At 66.4% G+C, this 23969-nt stretch carries 25 protein-coding genes; 19 read left to right on the forward strand and 6 right to left on the reverse strand.

The genetic code is table 11. The features are described 5' to 3' along the window. Nucleotides 1-2: 2 nt before the first annotated feature. Entirely contained in the window at nucleotides 3-470 is a 468-nt protein-coding gene (locus AC5P9L_RS11650) for a helix-turn-helix domain-containing protein (protein WP_024957195.1), read from the reverse strand. Continuing rightward, nucleotides 467-1393, reverse strand: coding sequence for a LysR substrate-binding domain-containing protein (locus AC5P9L_RS11655; protein ID WP_227415512.1), 927 nt, complete (start codon nucleotides 1391-1393; stop codon nucleotides 467-469). The genes AC5P9L_RS11650 and AC5P9L_RS11655 overlap by 4 nt, the downstream gene beginning before the upstream one ends. A gap of 91 nt (nucleotides 1394-1484) precedes the next feature. On the opposite strand from AC5P9L_RS11655, the gene AC5P9L_RS11660 reads away from it, so the two are divergent. The 4 genes from AC5P9L_RS11660 (at nucleotide 1485) to AC5P9L_RS11675 (ending at nucleotide 4308) form a co-directional block, all read left to right on the forward strand. After that, nucleotides 1485-2525 (forward strand): hypothetical protein, encoded by a 1041-nt coding sequence (locus AC5P9L_RS11660; protein ID WP_495230621.1) that lies wholly within the window; start codon nucleotides 1485-1487, stop codon nucleotides 2523-2525. Continuing rightward, on the forward strand, nucleotides 2522-3403 hold the full coding sequence (locus AC5P9L_RS11665) for a TolB family protein (protein ID WP_279915518.1): 882 nt from the start codon (nucleotides 2522-2524) through the stop codon (nucleotides 3401-3403). Before AC5P9L_RS11660 ends, AC5P9L_RS11665 begins: the two co-directional genes overlap by 4 nt. A gap of 67 nt (nucleotides 3404-3470) precedes the next feature. Continuing rightward, nucleotides 3471-4007 (forward strand): GFA family protein, encoded by a 537-nt coding sequence (locus AC5P9L_RS11670; protein ID WP_111118065.1) that lies wholly within the window; start codon nucleotides 3471-3473, stop codon nucleotides 4005-4007. Then, entirely contained in the window at nucleotides 4000-4308 is a 309-nt protein-coding gene (locus AC5P9L_RS11675; protein WP_005413537.1) for a DUF6958 family protein, read from the forward strand. Before AC5P9L_RS11670 ends, AC5P9L_RS11675 begins: the two co-directional genes overlap by 8 nt. On the opposite strand, the gene AC5P9L_RS11680 is transcribed toward AC5P9L_RS11675, so the two are convergent. After that, a complete protein-coding gene (locus AC5P9L_RS11680; RefSeq protein WP_060380358.1) occupies nucleotides 4309-5664 on the reverse strand; it encodes a sigma-54 dependent transcriptional regulator in 1356 nt (451 codons plus the stop codon). 396 nt (nucleotides 5665-6060) lie between these two features. Between AC5P9L_RS11680 and AC5P9L_RS11685 the strand changes: the two genes are divergently transcribed. From AC5P9L_RS11685 to AC5P9L_RS11710, 6 genes are all read left to right on the forward strand, one after another. Beyond that, complete coding sequence (locus AC5P9L_RS11685) at nucleotides 6061-6591, forward strand: FapA family amyloid fibril periplasmic chaperone (protein WP_065183551.1); 531 nt, start codon at nucleotides 6061-6063, stop codon at nucleotides 6589-6591. Further along, on the forward strand, nucleotides 6588-7205 hold the full coding sequence (locus tag AC5P9L_RS11690; RefSeq protein ID WP_012480357.1) for a FapB/FapC family functional amyloid domain-containing protein: 618 nt from the start codon (nucleotides 6588-6590) through the stop codon (nucleotides 7203-7205). Before AC5P9L_RS11685 ends, AC5P9L_RS11690 begins: the two co-directional genes overlap by 4 nt. A gap of 43 nt (nucleotides 7206-7248) precedes the next feature. Further along, nucleotides 7249-8565: a FapB/FapC family functional amyloid domain-containing protein gene (locus AC5P9L_RS11695; RefSeq protein WP_005409778.1), complete on the forward strand. Its 1317-nt coding sequence runs from the start codon at nucleotides 7249-7251 to the stop codon at nucleotides 8563-8565. Between the two features lie 99 nt (nucleotides 8566-8664). Beyond that, nucleotides 8665-9369: a C39 family peptidase gene (locus AC5P9L_RS11700; RefSeq protein ID WP_012480358.1), complete on the forward strand. Its 705-nt coding sequence runs from the start codon at nucleotides 8665-8667 to the stop codon at nucleotides 9367-9369. Between the two features lie 12 nt (nucleotides 9370-9381). Continuing rightward, a complete protein-coding gene (locus tag AC5P9L_RS11705; RefSeq protein WP_099480641.1) occupies nucleotides 9382-10131 on the forward strand; it encodes a hypothetical protein in 750 nt (249 codons plus the stop codon). A gap of 46 nt (nucleotides 10132-10177) precedes the next feature. Then, the gene (locus AC5P9L_RS11710) at nucleotides 10178-11470 is read left to right on the forward strand and encodes a transporter (protein ID WP_033834264.1); all 1293 of its coding nucleotides are present in this window, start codon (nucleotides 10178-10180) and stop codon (nucleotides 11468-11470) included. Between the two features lie 16 nt (nucleotides 11471-11486). Here AC5P9L_RS11710 and AC5P9L_RS11715 read toward each other — a convergent pair whose 3' ends face one another. Continuing rightward, nucleotides 11487-12899 (reverse strand): ComEC/Rec2 family competence protein, encoded by a 1413-nt coding sequence (locus AC5P9L_RS11715; RefSeq protein ID WP_279915519.1) that lies wholly within the window; start codon nucleotides 12897-12899, stop codon nucleotides 11487-11489. Between the two features lie 222 nt (nucleotides 12900-13121). Between AC5P9L_RS11715 and AC5P9L_RS11720 the strand changes: the two genes are divergently transcribed. From AC5P9L_RS11720 to AC5P9L_RS11755, 8 genes are all read left to right on the forward strand, one after another. Next, entirely contained in the window at nucleotides 13122-14261 is a 1140-nt protein-coding gene (locus AC5P9L_RS11720) for an SPFH domain-containing protein (protein ID WP_005409782.1), read from the forward strand. A gap of 20 nt (nucleotides 14262-14281) precedes the next feature. Further along, on the forward strand, nucleotides 14282-15634 hold the full coding sequence (locus tag AC5P9L_RS11725) for a TFIIB-type zinc ribbon-containing protein (RefSeq protein ID WP_164225216.1): 1353 nt from the start codon (nucleotides 14282-14284) through the stop codon (nucleotides 15632-15634). Then, nucleotides 15631-15888, forward strand: a complete 258-nt coding sequence (locus AC5P9L_RS11730; RefSeq protein ID WP_005409784.1) for a hypothetical protein — start codon at nucleotides 15631-15633, stop codon at nucleotides 15886-15888. Before AC5P9L_RS11725 ends, AC5P9L_RS11730 begins: the two co-directional genes overlap by 4 nt. 212 nt (nucleotides 15889-16100) lie before the next feature. Beyond that, on the forward strand, nucleotides 16101-16685 hold the full coding sequence (locus tag AC5P9L_RS11735) for an AprI/Inh family metalloprotease inhibitor (protein ID WP_049395967.1): 585 nt from the start codon (nucleotides 16101-16103) through the stop codon (nucleotides 16683-16685). Nucleotides 16686-16754: 69 nt separating this feature from the next. Beyond that, nucleotides 16755-17714, forward strand: coding sequence for a cation diffusion facilitator family transporter (locus tag AC5P9L_RS11740; RefSeq protein WP_033834272.1), 960 nt, complete (start codon nucleotides 16755-16757; stop codon nucleotides 17712-17714). Between the two features lie 72 nt (nucleotides 17715-17786). After that, entirely contained in the window at nucleotides 17787-18422 is a 636-nt protein-coding gene (locus AC5P9L_RS11745; RefSeq protein WP_049450784.1) for a DNA-3-methyladenine glycosylase, read from the forward strand. Next, nucleotides 18422-18616, forward strand: coding sequence for a hypothetical protein (locus AC5P9L_RS11750; protein WP_049450785.1), 195 nt, complete (start codon nucleotides 18422-18424; stop codon nucleotides 18614-18616). The genes AC5P9L_RS11745 and AC5P9L_RS11750 overlap by 1 nt, the downstream gene beginning before the upstream one ends. A 120-nt stretch (nucleotides 18617-18736) precedes the next feature. Further along, entirely contained in the window at nucleotides 18737-20455 is a 1719-nt protein-coding gene (locus tag AC5P9L_RS11755) for a PAS domain S-box protein (RefSeq protein WP_279915520.1), read from the forward strand. Here AC5P9L_RS11755 and xth read toward each other — a convergent pair whose 3' ends face one another. Further along, nucleotides 20456-21247: an exodeoxyribonuclease III gene (gene xth / locus AC5P9L_RS11760; protein WP_279915521.1), complete on the reverse strand. Its 792-nt coding sequence runs from the start codon at nucleotides 21245-21247 to the stop codon at nucleotides 20456-20458. A 161-nt stretch (nucleotides 21248-21408) separates the two neighbouring features. On the opposite strand from xth, the gene AC5P9L_RS11765 reads away from it, so the two are divergent. Beyond that, nucleotides 21409-22995 carry an alpha-amylase family protein gene (locus AC5P9L_RS11765; protein WP_099474435.1) on the forward strand — a complete coding sequence of 529 codons (1587 nt, stop codon included), beginning with the start codon at nucleotides 21409-21411 and terminating at the stop codon, nucleotides 22993-22995. Here the strand turns inward: AC5P9L_RS11765 and AC5P9L_RS11770 are convergent. After that, on the reverse strand, nucleotides 22965-23951 hold the full coding sequence (locus AC5P9L_RS11770; RefSeq protein ID WP_279915522.1) for a TIGR03885 family FMN-dependent LLM class oxidoreductase: 987 nt from the start codon (nucleotides 23949-23951) through the stop codon (nucleotides 22965-22967). The two genes, AC5P9L_RS11765 and AC5P9L_RS11770, sit on opposite strands and share 31 nt — an antisense overlap. Nucleotides 23952-23969: the final 18 nt, after the last annotated feature.

Consider the following 23969-nt stretch of genomic DNA (forward strand, 5'->3'; position numbering starts at 1 on the left):
CCTCAGGTAGGGTCCACGTTAGCAACCGCCTCGCGGCGGCGCTTCTCCAAAACTGCGATCTTCAGGTCCGGGCGCTGCGCGGCGCGTGCATGGCATTCCGGCACGCTGGCCGACGCCGCCTGGCCCGCACGCTCACGCTCACGCTCACGCACATTGCCCGGGCTGTCACCGGTGATGTCACGGAAGATGCGGCCGAAGGTACCCAGGCTGCTCCACCCGGTCTGCGCGGCGATTTCGGTGACCGGCAACTCGGTGTCACGCAACATCGCCACGGCCCGTTCGATGCGCCGGCTGAGGAGATAGCGGTGCGGTGGCAGCCCGAAGGCCTGCTTGAACGAGCGGGCGAAGTGCGCCGGCGACACCGCACTGACCTCGGCCAGGCGCGCGACCGGCCATTCCTCATGGCTGGCGCGGTCCATCCGGTCCTTGGCACGCAGCAGGCGCCGCAGCAGTTCGGGGCTCTGGTTCATGGCACCACCGCCTGGGCCAGGTAGTGGCGTGCCGCGTGCCGCGCCTCAGCGGCCTGCTCGACCAGCCAGTCACGCAATGCAATGACCTTGGCACTGCCATTTCGCGCCGTGGGTGCCACGAACCAGAAGCTGCGACCGTCGCTGGCGACGCCCGGATGCGCCTGCACCAGCCGCCCGCTGTCCAGCTCGGCCTGGAACAGGATCGGCGAACCAATGGCGATGCCTTGCCCGGCGATCGCGGCGCCGACATCCAGATGTTCGACGGCAAAGGGCGCGACGAAACTCTCCGGTGGCGGCGGTGGAATGTGCCCGTGCGCGGCAAACCACAGGGCCCACCAGTCCGGCCGCCCGAGCAGGGGAATCTCAAGCGCGCTGCTGCCCAGCCCACGCGCCTTGTGCAGCAGCGCCGGCGCACACAACGGTGTGAACACGCTGGGAAACAAGGGAGTTGCCTGAAGACCCGGCCATTCGCCCTGGCCATTGCGGATGGCGGCATCGAAGTGACCGGCGGCCAGATCCTGCGGCTGTGCTGACAGATCCAGCTCCAGCACGAACTGCCGGTAGCGGGCGCGGAACGTGCCCAGCCGCGGCGTCAGCCAACTGGTGCCCAGCGTCGGCAGCGCGGACAGGCGCAGTCGCGCCGCATCCCTGTCAGCGGCGCGCATGAAGCTGGCGCGCAGTGCATCGAATGCCCGGGTTGCCTCCTGAGCGACGCTGGCACCCGCCACCGTCAGTTCCACGTGCTGTGCGTGGCGCAGGAACAGGCAGATCCCGGTCTGGGCCTCCAGCCGCCGCACGTGGTAGCTCACCGACGCCGCACTGGTGTCAAGCTCTTCGGCGGCGCGCGCGAAGCTGCCCAGCCGCGCCGCCGCCTCGAAGGCACGGATGGCGGCAAGCGATGGCAGCTGGCGTTGGGTGACCATAAGTGTGACTTAGCCTGAGCCCCGATATCTGCGTGGTCAATCCCCCTGGTACGCGCAACGATGGAGGCACCTTCGACAGGGGATCACGCACATGGATCGACGGCAGTTCCTGGCCACCCTGGCCGCCTCGGCGGCATCTACGGCGCTGCCCCCCGGGTGGGCCCTGCCCGGCCACAGCGAAGACTGGCAATGGTTGCAGGGCAACTGGCAGGTCCGGCACCGACGCCTGAAGGAGCGCCTGGTCGGCGATACCCGTTGGGAGTCCTTCACCGGTTCCAGCGCGGTCTGGCTCACCCTGGGCGGACTCGGCACCATCGATGACAACGTCATGGCGCTGCCTTCGGGCGCCTACAGGGGCCTGGGCGTGCGCGCATTCGATCCGGTGTCTTCCACGTGGTCGATCTGGTGGATCGATGGCCGCAACCCTACCCATATCGAAGCCCCTGTGCGCGGCGCTTTCAAAGGCGATGCCGGCAGCTTCCGCGGCGCCGACCGGATCGACGGGCGCCCCATCGAGGTCTGGTTCCGTTGGCATGACATTCACGGCGAGGAGCCGTGGTGGGAACAGGCGTTCTCCGACGATGCCGGTGCGCACTGGGAAGTGAACTGGCGCAACTGGTTCCGCCGCACTGCTGCGGTCCCCTCTCCGCTTCCGAAGCTGCCGGATGCACCGGGCGATTTTGATTTCCTGGTGGGCCATTGGAACGTGCGCCATCGTCGCCTGCGCGCTCGGCTGGCAGGCAGCGATGCATGGGACGCGTTCAACGGCACCCTGCACAACTGGCCGGTCCTGGGAGGATTCGGCAACGTGGGTGACAACCTGATGGACGTGCCTGGAGCGCCGCTGCGAGGCATGGGCATCCGCGCTTGGAATGCGGCGGAGCGGCACTGGCTGAGCTGGTGGCTGGATGGCCGGGAGCCAACCCGGATCGGCGCGCCACTGCGTGGTGGTTTCCAGGCCGGTGTCGGCCGCTTCTTCGGCGAAGACCAGCACGACGGCCGATCAATCCAGACGCGGGTGATCTGGTCACGCATTACCCCGCGCTCGGCGCGTTGGGAACAGGCGGCATCGACCGATGGCGGGCGCAGCTGGGAAACAAACTGGGTCAGCGACTTCGAGCGACAGGCATGAAGGCGCTGCTGGCCGTGATGCTGCTGGTTGCTGCGTCGCCTCCCGCGTCTCCATCACGGGTGCTGCGGATCGTCGGCCCCGCCGAGCGCTTCGCCCCGGGCGTTGCATCCACGCAATACGACGAGATTCGACTGACCTTGAGCCCGGACGGAAAAACCGCACTGTGGTTCAGCCGCAACCGGCCCGGCGGTCCGGGCGGGTATGACATCTGGGTCTCCCGCAACGATGGTCAGCGCTGGCGGCCGGCGATGCCGGTGCCGTTCAACTCGCCGGGGCGCGACTTCGATCCCGCCTTTTCCGCCGATGGCCGCGTGGTGTATTTCTGTTCGGATCGCGCAGGCGGCCAGGGCGGCGACGATCTGTACCGGGTCAGCATGGGGAGCGACGGTCGATTCGGGGAGCCGGTCAATCTTGGCCCGGCAGTGAACAGCGCGGCCGATGAATTCGCGCCGATGCTCTCGCCCGACGCAGCCACGCTGCTGTTCTCCAGCGATCGCGCAGGCGGTGCGGGTGGCCATGACCTCTACGTCGCAGCGATGGTCCGTGGCATTGCGCAGCCGGCACGGCCGCTGCCGGGAGACCTCAATACCGCAGCGCAGGAGTTCGATGCCACCTTCCTGGGCGACGGCCGGACGCTGGTGTTTGCCCGCGCTCTGGACTTCGGCAGTGCACCGGTACGCCAGTTCATCGCCTACGAGCGTGGAGGCCGTTATGACGCGGGCCTTGCATTGCCCTCCCCCTTGAACGAGGCCTCCGGCGACAGCTACGGCGCGATGCTGGATGGCTCGCAACCCGACACCTTGACCTATTCGGCGCGGCGCGCGGACGGTGCAGGGTTGGACCTGTATCGAATCCGCTTTCGGATGATGCGCCCTTGAAGGCAGATGTTGTCGATTTTCGGCGCCCCGGTTCGTCGAGAGGATGAAACCCCAGGAGAAAACGCAGATGGCCTCACACCAGTCCCTTGCCTGCGCCTGCGGCCAGGTGCGCCTGACCGCCACGGGCCAACCCATTGCCACCGTCGAATGCTGCTGCGACAGCTGCCGCAAGGCCGGCGCCATGCTGCAGTCGATGCCCCGAGCACCGGACGTCCTGGGCCCGCACGGCCAGACGCTCTTCGTAATGCACCGCAAGGATCGCGTCAGCATCGATGCCGGACATGCCATGCTGCGCGCGTTGCGGTTGTCCAGCACGGGCGGCAGCCGCCGCGTCGTGGCGGGATGCTGCAACACACCACTCTTCCTGGAGTTCAGCGGCGGCCATTGGCTGAGCCTGTATGGCCTGTTGTGGCCGGCGTCGGCAAGACCCGCCGTGGAGATGCGGACGATGGTCAGTGATCTTCCTGACCCGTCTGTCCTTCCGGACGATGTGCCGAACCTGAAGACCCACTCGCTGCGGTTCTACGCCCGCCTGATGAAGGCGTGGATCGCCATGGGCTTCCGCAGCCCGCGCATCGAAGTCGCGGGAGATACCCATGTCTGAGCCCGAGCGGATCGAGATCGAGAGCATCACCACGCCCGGGCACATCCAGCGCGTGGATCGCGCCAAGTATCTCGCCATGCGCCATGCCTTGCTGCGGGCCCTGCCTGCGCAACCGCCCGGCCTGACCGTTGCGCAGGCAAAACAGGCACTGCTGCCACATCTGCCCGCCACCCTGTTCCCGGCAGGTGCCACCGCCGGCTGGTGGTTGAAGGCCGTGCAGCTGGACCTGGAAGCCAAGGGCGTGATCGAGCGCGTCGCGGGCAAGCCGTTGCGCCTGTTCAAGCACCTCGCGGCCGGCTGATCAGCGCTGCGCAGGCAGCTCCAGCCGGTGCTTGCGGCACAGGCGATACACCGTCACCCGCGATATCTGCATCTGCCGCGCACACTCGGAGACGTTGTAGCCGGTCTGGCGCAGGGTCTGCAGCAGCACATCGCGCTCGGCCTGCCCCCGTGCATCGTGCAGCATCGCCGCCGGCAGGACCGCCGCCGATGCGCCCAGCTCCAGGTCACGCTCACTGATCAGCTCGCCTTCGGCCATGATCGCTGCACGCTGCACACGGTTCAGCAGTTCGCGTACGTTGCCGGGCCAGTCGAAGCGCCGCATGGCCTGTACTGCGGCCGGTGCAAAGCCGCGTGCACGCACGCCGTGGCGCAACCGGAAGCAGCGCAGGAAGTGCTCGGCCAGCAGCTGCACGTCGGCACCGCGCTCGCGCAGCGGCGGCATCAGCAGGCGCAGCACATTCAGGCGGTAGTAGAGATCGCTGCGGAACCGCCCCTGCGCCACCGCGTGTTCCAGTTCGACGTGGGTCGCGGCAAGCACACGCACGTCTGCGCGCAGCGGCTGGCTGCTGCCCACGCGCTCGAAGGTTCCTTCCTGCAACACACGCAGAAGACTGGTCTGTGCCTCTGCCGGCAGATCGCCCACCTCATCAAGAAACACCGTTCCGCCGTGGGCCGATTCGAACACGCCGATCTGCCGCTTGTCGGCACCGGTGAACGAGCCACGTTCGTGGCCGAACAGCTCCGACTGCACCAGGTTGGCCGGAATCGCACCGCAGTTCACTGCAATGAAAGGCTTGCCGGCACGCCCCGACAGCGCATGCAGCGCGTGTGCGGCCAGTTCCTTGCCTGTACCGGTTTCACCGGTGACCAGCACCGGCAGCTCCACCGGCGCAAACTTGTGCAGCACCGTGCGCACCGCATGCAACGCGGCGCTTTCGCCAATCAGCGCGTGCGGTCCGTGCCCACCGCAGGTTGCGTCGACAGGCGGATCATCCGCGTCGAACTGCTGGCGCATTGCGCAGACCAGGTCCTGCAGGCCGAACGGCAGCGTGAAGCGCGCGCAGCATCGCTGCAGCAACGGCAGCCAAGCAGGCGATGTGGGTCCGGCACCCGGTGGCAGTACCGCCAACCAGGGCAGATGCTGGTGCTGCTCGATCCACGGCGCCAGCAGCTGCAGCGCGACCGCATCGAGATGGCGCAGATCGAGCACGGCGAGCAAACGATCGCGCCCACGCAGGCCAATCGCCATGGCGGGATCGGGATGGATGCTGCGCACATACCAGCCCGCTGCCGCCAGCGCACTGCGCTCGTTCGCCAACGGCTCGCCAAACCAGAGCACGCAACGCGACGTAGAAGCCTCCGGGACCGCTGCCATGCTTCCCCCAGCATCCGGACACCGTCGGCGGACTGTCAGGCAATCACCGGCGTGCCGCCCCCCGCCGGGACCTCTACGGCCACCGGGATGGCCTTTGTTGGGCGGATCCTAGCGCTTCCCTAAACGGCGGCGCAATGAGCAGTGCGTCAAGAAATTCGAGGCTGAAGCTGCACCGTTGCAGACGGCGACGCCACCTGTAACACCGATGCGACAGTCGCCCGCCGCCCTTGCCCTGCGGTGCCTGGGGCTTCGAAATCCCGACAATTCCGCGACGTGCCTGTAACAGCATGGCAGCAGCCCGGTCAGGTGCTGCACGATCACGGCGTTGGCGGGTGGACACTTCGAAGTTGGCACGGTTGATGCGTGGTTCCGCCGCACCCATCGCGGGAGATCGGCATGGACGGCACCACCCTGATTCGCGGCCTGGCCGCAGCACTGGCAACAGCCCTGCTGTCGGTTGGCGCCGACGCGTCCGCATCGGGCGCCCGCCAGGGCGTGAAGGCACAACCGGGCGAAATCGTCCTGTTGCGGGACGTCTCCGCGCGGCCGGCCTATCGCATGGCACCACCGGGCATGGCGCTGATAGCCGACCCGAAGCCACAGCGCGAGATCGCCGCCGCATTGGGGGTCGGCGGCACGACGACCGGCATGGACGAGTTGAGCGATGAGGACTATGCCGGCATGGGCGCCGGCCAGGCCGCGTCCATCGCGGCGCCGGGCGGAACCACCGTTGAACGGGTCACCCAGCAGGCCTTGGGCGGCACGCTGGGCCGCAGTGGCGACGGCATGGTCGGCAGCAGCCTGGGGGGCGCCATGAGTGGGCCGCTCGGTGCGGTCGGCGGCAGCACCCGCGGTATCGCCGATACCGTGCGCGGCGCACTGGCCCAGTTCCCGCTGCAGGGCACGGCCCCGGCAGGTGGAAAATGAAGCCCCTGCACGGCGTGCTTCTGCTGCTCGCTGCCGCGCCCTCGGCGACCCGGGCCGATGACTACAGCGGCATGCTCGCCTATCTCGACGTGGCCCGGATCGACGGCCGCGCGCTGGCCGGGGCGAATGGCGCCATCGCCGTGAACCAGGCCGCCGGCGACCTCAACGTGCAGGCCAACCTGCGGGGTATCGCCAAGGGCGATCGCGCCGACGTGGCGATCAATGCGCGGCAACTGCAGCAGGGCAACCGCGTGCTGTCCGGGCCGCTGCAGGCCACTGCATACATTGGCGGTGATGCACTGGCCGGTGCCAGTGGCATCGCATCCATCAACCAGGCCAGCGGCATCGCCAACACGACGCTCAACGTCGTCAGCGCGACGCTGGCCCGACAGGGCATACGCGAAACCGACGATACGGCCTTGGCCGCCGAGGGTTCCGCGTTGGCAGGGGGGCGGGACGACACCGGTCGCGGCGTCGCGACGGGCACCCGCAGCGCCGGTGTAGCCAGCACCGCGCTGCGGGGATTCGACGGGGTCCTGCAACTCAATCAGATCGCGGGCAACGGCAACGATACGGCCAACGTGCTGGGCCTGGTCGTGCAGGACCGCCCGTGACAACCACCCAACCGATGCACCACCTGATGAGAGAGAGGGCACCATGAAAGCGACCGTCAAACAGACCATGCTCGCCATGGCGATTGCCACTGCCTCGACCGCCGCTGCGGCCAATGGCTGGGACAACCAGAACGCCAACGCGAACATCAACCACAACCACACCGTCAGCGAAACCCGCAACGATACGCACAACCACACCGACAACGACGTGCGCAACCGCACCGTCAACGTCAATGTGCAGAAGCACAGCAACATCCAGGCCGACGAACGCAAGGAGAAGAACAACCACGGCGTCGACGTGAACCTGGAGAAGGACCTGCGGCTGAGCACCGACATCAATTTCTCCGGCGATCCGAACATCACCGGCGACATCGACCTCGACTCGGCGGCCATTGCCGTGATCGACAACCGCCAGTCGATCAGCAACAACGCCACCAGCAACAGCCTGGTCACCAACAGTGCGTCCATCGGTGACAGCGTGGGTGCCGGCGCATCGGGCAATCTCGGCTTCAACGTGGTCTCCGGCGACAACAATGCCCAGGACAATGCCGCGTCGCTGTCAGCTGCCGATGCGTCCTTCAGCTTCGGCATGGCTGACGCCGAGGTGTTCGTCAACCAGGCCGGCTTCGGCAACGCGACCATGAACTCCGGCGTCACCAACGCCGCAGGTCTTGGCGGCAACGCTTTCGGCGGCGCCTCCGGCAACATCGGCGTGAACATCGCCTCGGGCAACAACAACGAGCAGAAGAACGCGCTCGCGGCCTCGGTCGCGACCACGGCAGTGGCCCAGTCGAGCATCAGCTCCAACCAGGTCTCCACCGGCAACACGGTCAGCAACGCCGGCTTCGTGCAGTCCTACACCGATACCGTGCAGGTCGGCATGCATGGCGGCGTCAGCGGCCTGACCCTGGCCTATGGCGCGGGCACCTACCGCGGTACCGGCAACGCCTACCAGATGGCCAACTACTACCTGGATACGTGGAGTGGCGAGCTGCCACACCCGGGTGGCAACAGCACCGGCCACATCGACCTGGACAACCAGATCCAGAACGCCACGATGAACCCCAACCGGCCGGGGGTGGGCGGCCTGGGCTTCGATACGCGTGAGAGTGGCACCAGCCAGTTCGTCGAACTGGGCGTGGCCGACCTGTATGCCAGCCTCAGCGGCACGGTCAGCACCACGCGCTGGGTGAACGTCAACGCCACCAACACCTCGGCATTGTCCGGCAGCGCCTTCTCCGGCGCCTCCGGCAACATCGGCGTGAACGTGGCTGCAGGCACCGGCAACCTGCAGGCCAACAGCCTGGCCCTGGCAGTCGCCCAGCCCAGCACCGGCGGCGGTGGTGGCAGCGGCGAGTAAGCGCAACACCCCGGCCGTCCGCCAATGGCCGGGTTCCCGGGAGCCCCTGTCCCTCCTCCCCCTTGGGGCAGGGGCTCCCCCCTGCTGCCGGAGACCGTGATGATCCGTTGCCGTCTTTCGATGTGCCTGCTGGCCTGCCTGTTGCTGCTGGCCACTGTTCCTGCGTGGGCGGGCGACGTGCGCTTCAGTGGCGTACTGCCCAATGGAGCGCTGCTGCAGCAGAAGGTGGAGAGCATGCAGGAGCGGCGCTACCGCAACGTGGTACGCCAGCACACCGACTACAGCTGCGGGGCTGCGGCGCTGGCGACCATCCTTCGCCACGCCTACCACCTGCAGACCGACGAGGCGACGGTGATTGAAGGGATGATGGGGGTGTCCGATCCAGCGCTGGTGGCCGAACGCGGCTTCTCCCTGCTCGACATCAAGCGCTACGTGGAATCGCTGGGCATGCGTGGCCGGGGCTACCGCATCGATGAAACACGACTGCGCACCCTTCGCGTGCCGGGACTGGTGCTGATGGACGTGCGCGGTTTCCGCCATTTCGTGGTGCTCAAGCAGGTGCGCAACGGCATCGTGGAAGTGGCTGACCCGATCCTCGGCAACCGCAGCCTGGCGCTGCCGGAGTTCCTGGCCGCCTGGCCATCGCGCGCGGTCTTCGTGGTGATCGGCAGCGACTTCGATCGCAACACCGCTCTTCTGCAACCCAGCGAACGGCCCAGTGCCCGCGCGCTCTTCGCGCGGCAAGGGCCGATCACCGATGCCGAACTGGTCGACTTCGGCTTCAGCCACGCCGACCTGTTCTGAGGAGGTATGACCATGTTCCGCCAACACGTATGGATGGCTCTGCTGCTGATGGCCCCTGCCCTGCCCCTGCAGGCCGCCGACGGCAGGACCGGGCGTGGCCTCACGGAAATCCCCGATCCGGAGCTGGGCCTGATGCGGGGGCGCTACACCGTGGGCGGCAACAACGTCGCCTGGTTCGGGGTCACCATGGTGTCGCAGTGGCAGGCCAGCAACGGCACGACCCTGCAGGGCGGCCTGACCCTGGGCATGGACTTCCGTGGCGGTGGCGCGCCGAAACTCAGCTTCCAGCCCAGCGTGCATGTCACGGCAGCCGATGCGCCGCTGCCCGATACCCACGGACGCAGCATCGACAGCAGCGGCCTGGCCAACGCCAGCGGCCTGGTGCAAAGCGTGCAGGTGGCCGGCGATGGCAATCTCGCGCGCAACGTCACCACGCTGACGGTTCGCGAGGGTGGCGTGCCGGCGGCTCTTTCTGATGGCGCAGGCAATGTCAGTGCGCAGCAGGGCGGCGCCAGCGCGACGGCGGTGCTGGAAGGCAACCAGGCACGCCTGCTGCTGCAGGTGGACGGCCAGGGACTGGTACAGCAGTGGATCCGCAATGGCAGCGTCGGCCAGGGCATCGCCCTCGCCGGTGACGGCCAGATCGCCAGCAACCAGTTGCGGCTGGAGCTGGTGCGCAACGCCGTGGGCGGCAATCTGCCGTTGAGCCAGAACGTGGCCCAGGCGATTGCGTTGAACCGCGGCATGGGGCCGGGCCAGTAGCAGCGCCTGGCATTGGGGGAAACGCTCCACAACGCAGGACACGATCATGCACACCCTGATGAGGATCACTCCGTTGGCGCTGGCGGCGCTGGCGGGCACCGCCCTCGCCGCACCGACGACGCCGGACGATGGCGCTGACGTGCAGGCCCTGGCCAACCAGCTGGAACAGCTGAAGGCCAACTACGCACAGGAAGTGCGGCGGTTGCGCGAGCTGGACATGCAGGTGCAGGCCATGCAGGCGCGCCTGGGCGGGCGGGTTGGCCCAGCCTCGACCCCACCGGCCGCGCCATTGGCGCAGGCAGCGGCCGCCGCGGTTCCACCGAGCAGCGAGGGTTACGCCAGTACCGCCGCAGAAGCACAACAGGCCAGGCAGGAGTCGCGGCGCAGCGTGGACGATGTGAAGCAGCAGCAATCGGCCCTGTTCTCGCGCCGCTTCACCATCGAGAACAGCCTCACCTACGCACGCTACGACCGCAAGCAGCTCACCCTCAACGGCTTCCTCGCGTTGGACGCGATCTTCCTCGGCAATATCGCCATCGAGAACGTGGAGTCCGACTCACTGACCTACAACGTGGCGGCCCGCTGGGGCGTCAGCCCGAACCTGACGCTCAACCTGGATGTGCCCTACCTGGCGCGGCGCACCGTGTACCAGAAAGGCGGCGCCGGCGGTGCAGCAGCCGCCATCGCGCAGGAGCAGACCAACGGCAACGGCCTGGGCGACATTGGCCTGAGCGCGAACTACCGGCTGTTCGGCGAACGCGGCTGGCGCCCGGAAACCGTGCTCACGGCCGGCGTCACCGCCCCCACCGGGCGCGCGCCCTACGGACTGGACTGGAAGGTGATCGAGCGCGATGACGATGACTACATCCGCTTCGCCGTGCCGCGCGAGCAGCCCACCGGCAACGGCGTATGGCAGGCCAACCTCGGCCTGTCGATGGTGAAGACCGCCGACCCGGCCATCCTGTTCGCCAACATCGGCTATGTGCACTCCATCCCGCGCGGATTCAACGACATCGACAGCAATCCGGACACGGTCAATCCGGGCGACGTGAAGCTGGGTGGCTCGGTGTACTTCGGCGCAGGCGTGGCCTTCGCATTCAACGAGCGGACCAGCCTGAGCCTGTCCTTCAGTGACCGCATCAGCGCCCGCGCCTCCACCCGCTTCCAGGGCGGCAAGTGGATGAAGGTGATCGGCAGTGACGCCAATGCGGCATCCCTGAATCTGGGCGTGACCTATGCGTTGAACCAGCACACCACGCTGGTGACGCTACTGGGCATCGGGCTGACCCCGGATGCGCCGGACTTCACGTTGGCGTTCAAGATTCCGTACATGTTGTAAGGGCGCACTTGAAGTGTCACGGACCTGTGGGCAGGCATATCTGCGCATGTTCCACGTGGGTACAGCCGCATCGAGGTGGAGCTGCGAGCAAAGGTATGTACTTATGCCCGTGCTGCTTCTGGCATCTGCTGCAATAGGAGCGCCAATTGGTCTGTGTCACGATCCAGCCAGCCAATTGAGCTTCTGACGATGATTGGGAGGATGGATTGCCGGGATACGCACCATTGAATGTTGAAAATACCATTCGACCTGGGCCGACCCCTGCTGGCGTGCTGTTCGCAGTAACCTCACCGCCGTGGTGAGGAGCTACCATTCCGGTGAGATCCTGCTTGGCAGATGACGGAATGGATGGATAGTCAGCGTCACCGGTCAGCAGAACGCGCGCATGATCGGATTCCACTCTTAGCGCCAGGGAAGTGTTGTTCTTCAGATATGCAGGCGTGTTGGGCGTATTCGGGCCCGGATTGCATCGATGGATCACCACAGAGCCAACACTGATATCCGGCCAATTACTGTTCCAGATGTGAAGCGCGCTCGCCCCTCCAGCCAGTTTCCTGCCTTTGAGAGACAAAAGAAGGTGGAGGTGACTTGCACCCAGGGCCACCGTCGATGGCGGCAAGCGGACAACCCATGGCCTTTCCCGAGCCGTACGACGGTATACAGGATTCACTATCCAGGCACCCTTGCTCTTGTCCCAGCGAGCCACACCAGACTTGAATGCGAAGTGCCAATGATCCTGATCCAAATGAGACAGGACCACTGGCTCGTTGGATTTCCACGACTTGCTGAAGACCAGAGGATTGAAGTTATCCAATGCTGGAGAGCTGAAGCCTTTTATGTATATGGGCCGGCCAAAATCAAAGAAAAGACGAGGATGTTCGTATTGATCCACAAGGGCATTGAAGTTGGCCTGCCCGACGTCGTAGACCGCAACGCCATGCAGCGACACATCGACGCTACGAAGCGCTGCCTCGACCTGCGACGTCTCGGCAGCCTCACTCAGAAAGGAGCGCAGGTTATTGCTCGAGGTCGCCGCGCGTCCTGTCTCGTCCTTCTGCACGGACATGTAGAGTCTTTCAGGCCTACTTCCCTCACCAGAGTCATCACCAATTGGAAGTGTCCGCACAGAGATGGCGCCGGCGAAGTTGCGGTTGGAAAGAGTGATTAGGCACCAAGCGTCTTCGCCACGCGCATACTCTTCATCGCTCAGCTCGTAGTCTTCAACCTCACGCGCGTCGACGCTCAGCAGAAGAAAGTCGACGTTATCCGGCGCCTCGTCCATCGTGGCAAATGACTCGGCCGATGCGACGGGCATCGCATCAATCAGAACCGGAGCGTCGAGGTTCCAGCGCCCATTTTCCAGAATGTCAGTCGGCTCGAAGAGTGCGTAGTACTGTGCACTGCGTTCATCGGATTTGTAGCGCGGCATGCTCTGCACCCTCCTTGGCCAGGCCCGACACAGCGTCGGCTGGGACGTCATTGCCCCTCCTCCGATTAGGCCCGGAGTCGGCGGCGGAATCAACGTCCGGACTATTACCGGGGCCCCGTGGCGCCCATTCACCTGCCGGCACCACAGCCGCCCCCGGCCACTGCTATATTCAGTCCAGCTCGGCAGGCATGGTGCCTGCCCTCGAATCACAGGGAGTTGGACATGGGTCTGGTACAGGCGGTGAAGGGTGCGGTTGGCGGTGTGCTGGCCGACCAGTGGAAGGACTTCTACACCGTGCCGGCGGGCCTGCCGTCCACGGCCGCCCTGTTCGCGGCGGTGCCGCAGGGCACCAATGCCGGCCGCGGCTCCAACACCAGCGGCTCGTCCAACATCATCACCAACGGCTCGAAAATCATCGTGCCCGAAGGCTACGGCCTGCTGCTGTTCCAGGACGGCGCGATCACCGCATTCGTCGCCGAACCGGGTGGCTACGAATGGCGTTCGGACGACCTGAACTCGCAGTCGATCTTCGCCGGCGACGGCCTGGTCAGCACCTTCATCAAGCAGAGCTGGGAACGCTTCAAGTTCGGCGGCCAGCCGGGCGCGCAGCAGGCGGCCTACTTCGTCTCGCTGAAGGAACTGCCGGACAACCGCTTCGGCACCCAGTCGGAAATCTACTGGGACGACGGTTTCCTCAATACCCAGGTCGGTGCGATCACCCGCGGCTCGTACACGCTGAAGATCGTCGACCCGATCCTGTTCGTGAAGAATTTCGTACCGGCCAGCTACCTGCGGCCGGGCCAGGTGTTCGACTTCACCGATCTGGACAACGCCGCTGCCAGCCAGCTGTTCAATGAAGTGGTCGGTTCGCTGGCCCCGGCCTTCAGCCTGTATACCAACGATCCGGGCAAGGGCAACCGCATCACCAAGCTGCAGCAGGACTCGCTGGGCTTCGCGCAGAGCCTGTCGGCCGCCGTCGAGCAGGGTTACCAGTGGAAGTCCGACCGCGGCCTGGCCATCGTCAAGACCGCCATCGTCTCGATCGAGTACGACGCCAACACCCGCGAACTGCTGAAGACCGTGCAGCGCGCCGATGCGCTGTCCGGTTCGCGCGGCAATTCCAACCTGCAGGCCAGCGTCGCCCAGGGTATCCAGTCGGCCGGCGAGAACGGCGGTGCGGCGGGCCTGGTCGGTGTCGGCATGGCCTCGGGCATGTTCGGTGTCGGCGGCATGCAGCAGCCGGCCACCCCGGCTGCCGACGATCCGGTCGCCAAGCTGAAGAAGGCCAAGGAAATGCTGGACCTGGGCTTGATCACCCAGAGCGATTACGACGCGCTCAAGGCCAAGGCACTGGGCCTGTAACAGCAGGACGCACAACCGACATGTCCGATCCCCGAAACGGCCCACCGCCGCTGCCCGGATCCGCGCCCGCGACGCCGCCGCCCCTGCCGGCGGCGTCGTTGGATGGGCCCGGTTCGCCGCAGGACGTCCCTCCCCTGCCCGGCAGCTTCCCGCTGGACACCTCGAAGCTGCCGCAGGCGATCCGCGATGAAGTGGAAGCGCCCGATCCCGTGGCCATCGATACCTCGGCCAGCGAGCTGAAGGACGGCCTCAACCGCTGCCCGAAGTGCGGCGCCACCGACATCCGGCCCAAGGCCGGCACCGACATCCTCGTCTGCCTGTACTGCCGTCACGAATGGCATGGCGCGCGGGTCGAGGAGGAATTCGGGCTGGGCGAAGCCATCGACCAGCTGCGCGGCACCGTCATCGCGTCCGGCGCACGCGACATCGATGCCGACACCTCGGCGTTGATGACGTTCAAGTGCACCGGCTGCGGCGCCGAAGTCACGGTCAATACCGAAAGCACGATGACGGCGCGCTGCCACTGGTGCCGCCACGTGTTCGGCGTCAACGAACAGATCAGCAATGGCGCGGTGCCTGATGCGGTGCTGCCCTTCCATATCAAGAAGGACGACGCGGTCGCGCGCATCCGCCAGTTCGTCGACAAGCGCCGCATGTTTGCGCTGAAGGCCTTCAAGGACGAGTTCACCCCGGAAAACGTGGTGGGCGTGTTCCTGCCCTACATGATCGTCGACAGCAATGTAAGCGCGGCCGTGGCCGGCAAGGGCGAGATCAAGACGCGCGAGTACACGGTGGGCAGCGAGAAGAACAAGCGCACCCTCTACGACGCCGATGTCTACCAGGTGGAGCGCCAGGTCGATTTCACCGTTGATGACCTGCCGCTGGAATCCTCGGCCGAGCGCGGCAATCTGGACACCCGCGCCAACACCAACAACATCATCAACACCATCCTGCCGTTCGATACCAAGAACGCGGTGAAGTGGAACGCGTCCTATCTGGCCGGCTTCACTTCGGAGAAGCGCAACCTGGACGTGGAGAAACTGCGGCCGCGACTGGAAGACCAGCTGCTGTCGATTGCCCGCGCGCAGGTGGAAGGTTCGGTGAAGCGCTACAACCGTGGCGTGCGCTGGGAGCAGGAACAGCTGGAGGTGCATGGCACCCGCTGGGTGTCGATGTACCTGCCGGTGTGGTTGTACTCCTACCACCAGCCCGGAAAGAACGGCGGCATGCTGCACTACATCGCAGTGAACGGCCGTACCGGCGAAACCATGGGCAGCGTGCCCGTGCAGCAATGGAAGATGCTGCTGGCGGCACTGGCCACCGGCACCGTCATTGAAGCCCTCGCAATTGCCTTCCTGGTGGCATCGACATGAGCGACGACAGTGGCCTCTGGCTGTTGGCGGCAGGTCCAGCCGGCGCAACCGCGCTGTACTGGGCGCTGTACCGCTATTACCGCAACACCGACAAATCGCATTCCTTCGAGCACGAGACCGAAATCGAGGCACAGCCCGTGACCGGTTCGGACCAGCAGGTGGGCCGGGTCACCGGCACCGAGGAAAAGCGCATCCGCGGTGACAACGTGTACGAGTACCGGAAACGGGTGGTGAGGGTGAAGCCCGACCCGTAGCGCCAGGCGATGCCTGGCTGCTGGAAGTGCCCGGCCGCTGGCCGGCATTCCTTCGGTCTCTGGGCGTCAAAAGGGGAGCCGGCCAGCGGCCGGCACTACCCTTCGGCGGACAGCACCTGTTCTTGGCTGGCTTGCCTCAGGGCGCGCCCTCACACCGTCTCCCACCCCACCGGTTCGATACTCGCGCGATCCACCCTCCCGAGGATCCTGCGATGGCTGCCCTGCTTGCCCGTAGCTGCCTGTCGGCGCTGTACTTCCTGGCCCTGCCCGCCCTTGCCCAGGACGCCTCGTTCGGCTTCGGCGAACAGACCACCCACACCGACCAGACCACGCAATCCAGCAGCACCCAGACCCAGAGCAGTGGCGCGGTGACCACCCAGACCATCACCAGCGGCAGCTCGCAGTCCGAGTCACGCAGCGAAAGCAAAGAGATCGACGTGGGCTTCGGTTTCCACGACGACAACGACGACTGGGGCCACGACCGCCACCGTGGCGGCCGCGATGTGCGCGACAGCGATCTGTTCGGCAGCTGGACGCTGGGCCAGGAGAACGGCAACACCTGCTCCATCGAGCTGAAGAACATCGAGTGGTTCGGCGGCTACAGTGCCTACGTGCCCGCCGGCTGCCCGGATGGCTTCTTCTCGGCCAACCGTTGGGTACTGTCGGGCAATCAGCTGCTGCTCACCGACACCAGCAACACCGTGTTCGGGCGCTTCCGCGCGTCAGGCGGTGGGCGCTGGACGGGCTACCGTGAATCGGATGGGGCGCGTTTGTACCTCAATCCCAAGGGGCGCTGATCGCACCGTGCACACAGTAGGCACGCGCTGATCAGGAAGATCAGGAATCCGCCTCACCCCGCCGCCGAAATGTCCGCTCCCACCGGTTCCCGTCTGGTCATCTACGCCGCCCTCGCGGGCAACCTGGCCATCGCCATCGCCAAGTTCATTGCTGCCGGCATCTCCGGCAGCTCGGCCATGCTCAGTGAGGGCGTGCATTCGCTGGTCGACACATTGAATGAACTCCTGCTCTTGTACGGCCTGCGCCGCGCCGGCAAGGCGCCAGACCCCGTGCATCCGTTCGGCTACGGCCGCGAGCTGTACTTCTGGAGCTTCATCGTCGCCCTGCTGGTGTTCGCCGCCGGCGCCGGTGTTTCGGCCTACGAGGGCATCCAGCACATCCGCCGGCCGGAGCCGGCCACCAACCACGCGTTGAGCTACAGCGTGCTGGGCATCTCCATCCTGTTCGAGGGGGCCTCCTGGTGGGTGGCGCTGCGCGAGTTCCGGCGTACCAAGGGCAAACTGGGCTACTTCGAAGCCTTCCGTCGCAGCAAGGACCCGTCCACCTTCACCGTGCTGCTGGAGGATAGCGCGGCCCTGCTGGGCCTGGGTTTCGCACTGATCGGGCTCGTGGCCGCCCAGGTCCTGGACATGCCGGTGCTTGATGGTGTGGCGTCGCTGTGCATCGCCGGCGTGCTTGCCGCCACCGCCTTTCTTCTCGCACGCGAAACCAAGGGACTGCTGGTGGGTGAGCCGGCCCATCCGGCGGTGGCCGAGCGGATCATGGCGGTGGCGGAAACCGATCCGGACCTGCGCCGCGCAAATGGCGTGACCACCATGCAGATGGGCCCCGAACAGGTCGTGGCCATGCTCAGCGCCGAGTTCGAGGATGACCGGAAGACACCGCAGATCGAGGCGTGCATCACCCGCATCGAATCAGCCGTGAAGCGCGAGTATCCGGAACTGGTGGCACTGTTCATCAAGCCGCAGACACCCGAGGTCTACGCCTCCCGCCGCGCGGCACTGGCCGTTCCGCCTGCGCAGGAATGACACTGCGTCTGCGCCCGTTTCACCTGTCTGGTGCCACAGTGCCATCACCGTTTTCCCGAGCCTGCCTCTACCGTGCCGGATTGGTTGCCCGCCTCTCTTCAGATCCTCCCCCGCAGCTTCTATCGGCGCCCGCCCGTCGAGGTTGCGCCCGAGCTGCTCAACAAACTCCTCGTCCGTGACGATGGCCGGGCCGGTCGCATCGTTGAAGTCGAAGCCTACGCGGGCAGTGTCGATCCGGCCGCACACTCCTATCGCGGGCAGACCCCGCGCACGGCCAGCATGTTCGGCGAGGCCGGCCACCTGTATGTCTACTTCACTTACGGCATGCACTGGGGCAGCAACGTTGTCTGCGGCGAAGTGGGTGAAGGCGTGGCGGTGCTGCTGCGGGCCATCGAGCCGCTGGTGGGCCTGGAGCGCATGCGCGAACTGCGTCCCGCCGCGCGCCGCGACCACGATCTGGCCAGCGGGCCCGGCAAGCTCTCGCAGGCCTTCGGGCTGGACCGCAGCTTCGACGGCGCTGATCTGGTGACCGGCAACCACGGCATTGTCATCGCCAGCGACGGCGTGCCGCCGCCGGAGGATCCAGTGGTCGGGCCCCGCATCGGCATCACCCGCGCTGTTGATTTCCCCTGGCGTTGGCACATCCGTGATCACCGTCACGTATCGATCCAGCCACGTCGCGCTTCCGCCCCAGCGAGGAAACGATGATGACCCCGCTCGACAAACCACTGCGCCGCGAACTGCGCATCGACGGCCAACCCTACACTCTCACCGTGGCCCCTGAGGGCCTCAAGCTGGTTGAGAAGGGGCGGCGCAAGGGCATCACACTGCGCTGGCAGGACCTGGTCTCCGGAGACGCTGCACTGGCCACCGCCTTGCAGGCCTCGCTCCAACGGCACTGAGCCGGCGCGCCCACCTCACATCGGCATCACCCCGCCGTGGCGATACATAACGGCGCGCGCACTAGCGTAGCGCCAGACAGCCGCCGCAACCGCCCTCGCCACCCAGCCCTGAAAAGCGCCATGGACGAAGCCGAACGACTGCTCGAAATCGAACGACTGCACCTGTTGGATACGCCACCGGAGCCGGTATTCGATGCCATCGTCGCCGCGGCCCGCGCCGCGACCGGCCTGACCATGGGCCTGATCACCGTGGTGGCCGAAGACCGCCAATGGTTCAAGGCCAACATCGGTCTGGAGGGCGTCAGCGAGACCGCCCGCGAGATCTCCTTCTGCACCCATGCCATACGCCAGGACGAGCTGTTCGAGATACCCGATGCGCGCCAGGACCCACGCTTTTCCACCAATCCGCTGGTCACCGGTGGGCCACGCATCCGCCACTACGCCGGCATTCCCCTGGGATCGACGCACGGCGCACGCATCGGCACGCTGTGCCTGCTCGACCCGATGCCCGGTGTGCTGTCACCCTCCCAGCGCGAACTGATGGTGCATCTGGCTCGGGTCACCACCCAGGTGCTGGAACAGCGCAGCACCCTCATGGCGCAGGTTGGCCAGGCCAAGGCGCTGCATCGCGAGCTGAAACGCAGTGAGGACTTCCTGGAGCGTACCAACCGTGCCGCACGGGTAGGCGGCTGGGAGATGGACCTGCTGACCAACGAGGTGCGCTGGACTCGGGAAACCAAGCAGTTGCATGGCGTACGCAGCAACTTCACGCCCACGTTGGAGACCGCACTCTCGTTCTATCGCGAGGACAGCCGCAATATCATCCAGGCGGCGGTACAGCGCTGCATCGACGAGGGGACATCGTGGGAAGTACAGCTGCCGATGACCACGGCCGACGGGCGCGCGATCTGGACCCGGGTGGTCGGTAGCCGGCAACAGGTCGACGGCCATCCGCGCCTGGTCGGGGCGATCCAGGACATCACGGACGAACGAGCCGCGCTCGACGCACTGGAAGCGAGCGAAACCCGCTACCGTCGGCTGTTCCACTACAGTCTGGGCCTGATCTGCACCCACACGCTGGACGGCACATTGACCTCGGTGAATCCGGCGGCGGTGCAGTCACTGGGCTTCGAGGAAAGCCAGATGATCGGGCGCAGCCTGTGTGACTTGATGCCGCCGGAAAAACGCGAAGGCTTCAGGGCCTACCTCGCCCGGATCCAGGCAAACCACACCGACGCTGGCGTGATCGAGCTGATTGCCGCCGATGGTACGCGCCACTACTGGGCGTACCACAACGTGCTCGACAACGAAGCCAGCCCGCCCTACGTGCTGGGGCATGCACAGGACGTCACCGCGCTGAGGATGCAGGAGCAGCAGCTGCGCGACATGTCCTTCAAGGATCCGCTCACGCAGTGCTACAACCGGCGTTACCTGCACCGGCTGGATGAACTGATTGACGAGCGCTGGGCCTGCGTGATGTTCGATCTGGACCATTTCAAGCACATCAACGACACCCAGGGCCACCGCCGTGGCGATGCCGTGCTGGTCGAGTTCGCCACCTTCCTGCGCTCGCCGCTGGGCAAGGACGAGACCGTGGTACGGCTGGGTGGCGACCAGTTCATGGTAGTGCTGGTCGCGCCAGCGAATGGCCGCCTAAGCGAACTCGAGCACTGGTACCAGGACCACGCCGCGCTTTCGCCCAGCGCGTTCTCGATGGGCGCGGCCATCAACACGGCCGGTGAGCCCGTGGCCGACACCATCCAGAAGGCGGACAGCCGCCTGTACCGAACCCGCGCGCGCGTGCGTCGGGAGCGACGCGAAGACCCTGCCGCGCGTTGATCACGCACGCACCGTCACCCAAGCCGGTGCGTGGTCGCTGGCCTTTTCCTGCAGCCGCACCCAACGGTCGACGCCCGCATCCTTCAGTCGTTCCGTCAGTACGGGATTCAACAGCAGATGATCGATGCGCAGCCCACGGTCGCGCTCGGCGTGCTGGCGGAAATAGTCCCAGAAGGTGTAGATCGTGGCGCCGCCGTGCACCTTCCGCAGCGCATCGGTCCAGCCCTGCGCGAGCAGCCGCTCGAAGGCATCGCGAACCTCGGGCTGGAACAGCGCATCGCGCCGCCAGGCCTTGGGATCATAGACATCGGCGTCTGTGGGAATCACGTTGAAATCACCCAGCAGCAGCGCCGGGTGCGGCAGCTCGACCAGGCTGCGTGCATGCCGGATCAGGCGTTCCATCCAGCGCAGCTTGTAGTCGAACTTGGGCCCGGGCTGCGGGTTGCCGTTGGGCAGGTAGAGGGCACCCACGATGACGCCGTGCACCGCCGCCTCCAGGTAGCGACTCTGCGCATCCTTGGGTTCGCCCGGCAATCGGCGGCGGCTCTCGACCGGCATGGTCCCCCGGGCCAGCAGCGCCACGCCGTTCCAGCGCGCCTCACCCTGCCAGAGCGCACCGTAGCCGGCCTCTTCCAATGCCGCAGCGGGAGACGCTGCGTCGGTGGCCTTCAGCTCCTGCAGGGCAACCACGTCCGGCGATTCCCTGTGCAGCCAGTCCAGCAGCTGCGGCAGGCGCGTGCCGATGCCGTTGACGTTGAACGTCGCAATACGAAGCGTTTTGCGGCGGGGCATGGATAAAGGCTCCTCGGCGCAGCGGGACGAGCATTCACTCTGCGCGCCCGGGCATGCACGGGCCGTGGATGCCACGTCATGATGCGGTGCCATTCGGTTCACGAACCGCTGCCACGGCGCACAGCAGGCTGGTCACCCGTGAACAGTGCCGGAGAAGCCCCATGGCGGTGCGTCCGCTGCGCGCGATCTACCAGGTCGACCCGTATCTGTTCCGCGACAGCCAAGGCCGCGGCTGGGGCACCCTGGATGGCATCACCGAAAAGCTGGACTACCTGCAGTGGCTCGGCATCAGCCATGTGTGGCTGCTGCCGTTCTACTGCAACGCCGGCCGTGATGGCGGCTACGATGTCACCGATCACTACCGCATCGATCCACGCCTGGGCGACGAGACCGCCTTCCAGCGCCTGGTCGATGCGGCCGACGCGCGCGGCATCGGCATCATCGTCGAACTGGTGATGCAGCACACCGCCAGCGCGCACCCGTGGTTCGTCGCCGCACAGCAGGGCGACCCGGCCTGGCGCCGCTGGTACCTGTGGAGCGACCACATGCCTGACGACGGCCTGCAGCCGATGTTCCCGCCGATCGAGGCCTCTGTCTGGACATGGGATGCCACGGCCGGCGCGTTCAACCGGCACATGTTCTACCGGCACGAGCCAGACCTCGACCTGGCCCATGCGCCGGTACGCGAGGAACTGCTGCGGGTAATGACGTTCTGGCTGCAGCGCGGCGTGGCCGGCTTCCGCGTGGACGCCGTTCCGTACATGGTCGAGCGCGCCCGCCACGCCGACCCGCGCGACGACGGGCTGTGGCTGCTGGAGGCGATGCGCGCCACGGCAGACGCGCAGCAACCAGGGCTGCCACTGATCGGCGAAGCGGATGTCCGCGCGTCCCACTACGGTGACTTCCTGTGCCACGGGCGGCGGCTTTCGCACCTGCTGGATTTCCACCTCAACAATCATTTCTTCCTGGCACTGGCACGCGGCGATGCCAGCGAAGTGGCGCGGGTCATGGCCGAGTACGGCCCGCACGCGCCGCCGGACACACGCATTGCCTGGCTGCGCAACAATGATGAACTGGACCTTGAGCAGTTGGAGCCGGATGAGCGCGAAGCGGTGATGGAACGCTTCGCCCCTGAGCGTGGCATGCGCATCTATGGCCGTGGCATCCGCCGCCGGCTGGCACCGATGCTGGAGGGCGACATCGCATGGCAGGCCATGGCCTGGGCGGCGCTGCTCTCGCTGGGCCAGGTGCCGGTGATCCGCTATGGCGAAGAGATCGGCCTCGGTGATTGCCTGGAATTGCCCGAACGCAATGCCGTGCGCATGCCGATGCACTGGCATAACGGCCCAGGGGCTGGGTTCACCGACGAACCGCGGCATGCCTGGCGCGCGCCACCGGCAGACGGCCCCTACGGTTACCGCACGGTCAACGTCGAGGCGCAACGCGCGACGCCAGGTTCACTGCTGCTGCGGGTGCGCGAGCTGCTGCAGCAGCGCAATGGACATTCCGTGCTGCAGCAGGGTCCTCACACGCTCGACCAACCCTCACCTGCGCTGCTGATGCTCCGCTACGGTGAGGCACCTCATCAGGCACTGGCACTGATCAACTTCGGCGACGAGCCGGTCGAGGTGAACGTACCCCTGCGCGGCCCGCTGAACACGCTGGTGGGCCACGGCGCCAAACTGCAGGGTCGCCGCTGTTACCTGCAGGGTCACGGCTATACGTGGCTGGCTGCCGAAGGTGCCTGAGTGCGCAGCGCGGGCAGCACGTGTTCGGCGAAGTCGTCGATGAAGCGTTCCTGCTCGCGGTTCACGTTGTGCAGGTAGATGCGATCGAACCCCAGTCCCTGCAGCTCCTGCAGCCAGGCCCGATGCTGGCCCAGGTCTGCCGAGACATGCACGTGCTGGCGCACCACCTCGGCGCTGACCGATCGGGCCTGTGCTTCGAACTGTTCGGGCTGGTCCAGGCCTTCGGCCAGTTCCGGCGACAGCACGTTGGCACTCCACTGCTCCATCGCACCTTCCAGCGCCGCCTGTTCGGCGCGCGCGTAGGAGAGCTTGGCCTGCAGGTACATCGGCTTGCCCCTGCCACCGCCTGCCTCGAACGCTGCCACCACACGCTGTAGCTGCGCCAGCGGTTGGCTGATGGTGATCAGACCATCGGCCCAGCCCCCCATCCAACGTGCAGTCTCCTCCGTGACCGCTGCACCCAGCAGCGGCAGGGGAAGCGCCGGGCGACTGTAGAGCCGTGCCTGGCGCACCTGGAAGCCACCGTCGTGGTCGACCTGCTCGCCACCCCACAGCCGCCGCATGACCTCGGCCGCATCGCGCAGTGCCTTCTGCCGCTCGCGCTTGGCTGGCCACGCCTGGCCGGTGATGCGCTCGTTCAGGGCCTCGCCGGTACCCAGCGCCAGCCAGATCCGGCCCGGCGCCAGCTGCTCCAGCGTCGCCGCTGCCTGTGCCACCAATGCCGGGTGCTGGCGCAGCATCGGGCAGGTCACCATGCCCAGGGTCAACGCGCTCTGCACCGCCAGCGCACCGGCCCACACCCAGCTGTGGCCGGACTGCCCTTGCGCAGTCGTCCATGGATGGAAATGGTCCGAGCACATCACGGCCTCGAATCCCGCCTGTTCGGCGCGCAGCGCCAGGCCCAGCAAGGTGGCGGGCGGGAACTGCTCATGCGATGCGTGGTAGCCGATGGTCATCACGGATTCCGTGCGGGG

The organism is Stenotrophomonas sp. YJH_SMC_64, from assembly GCF_059371375.1.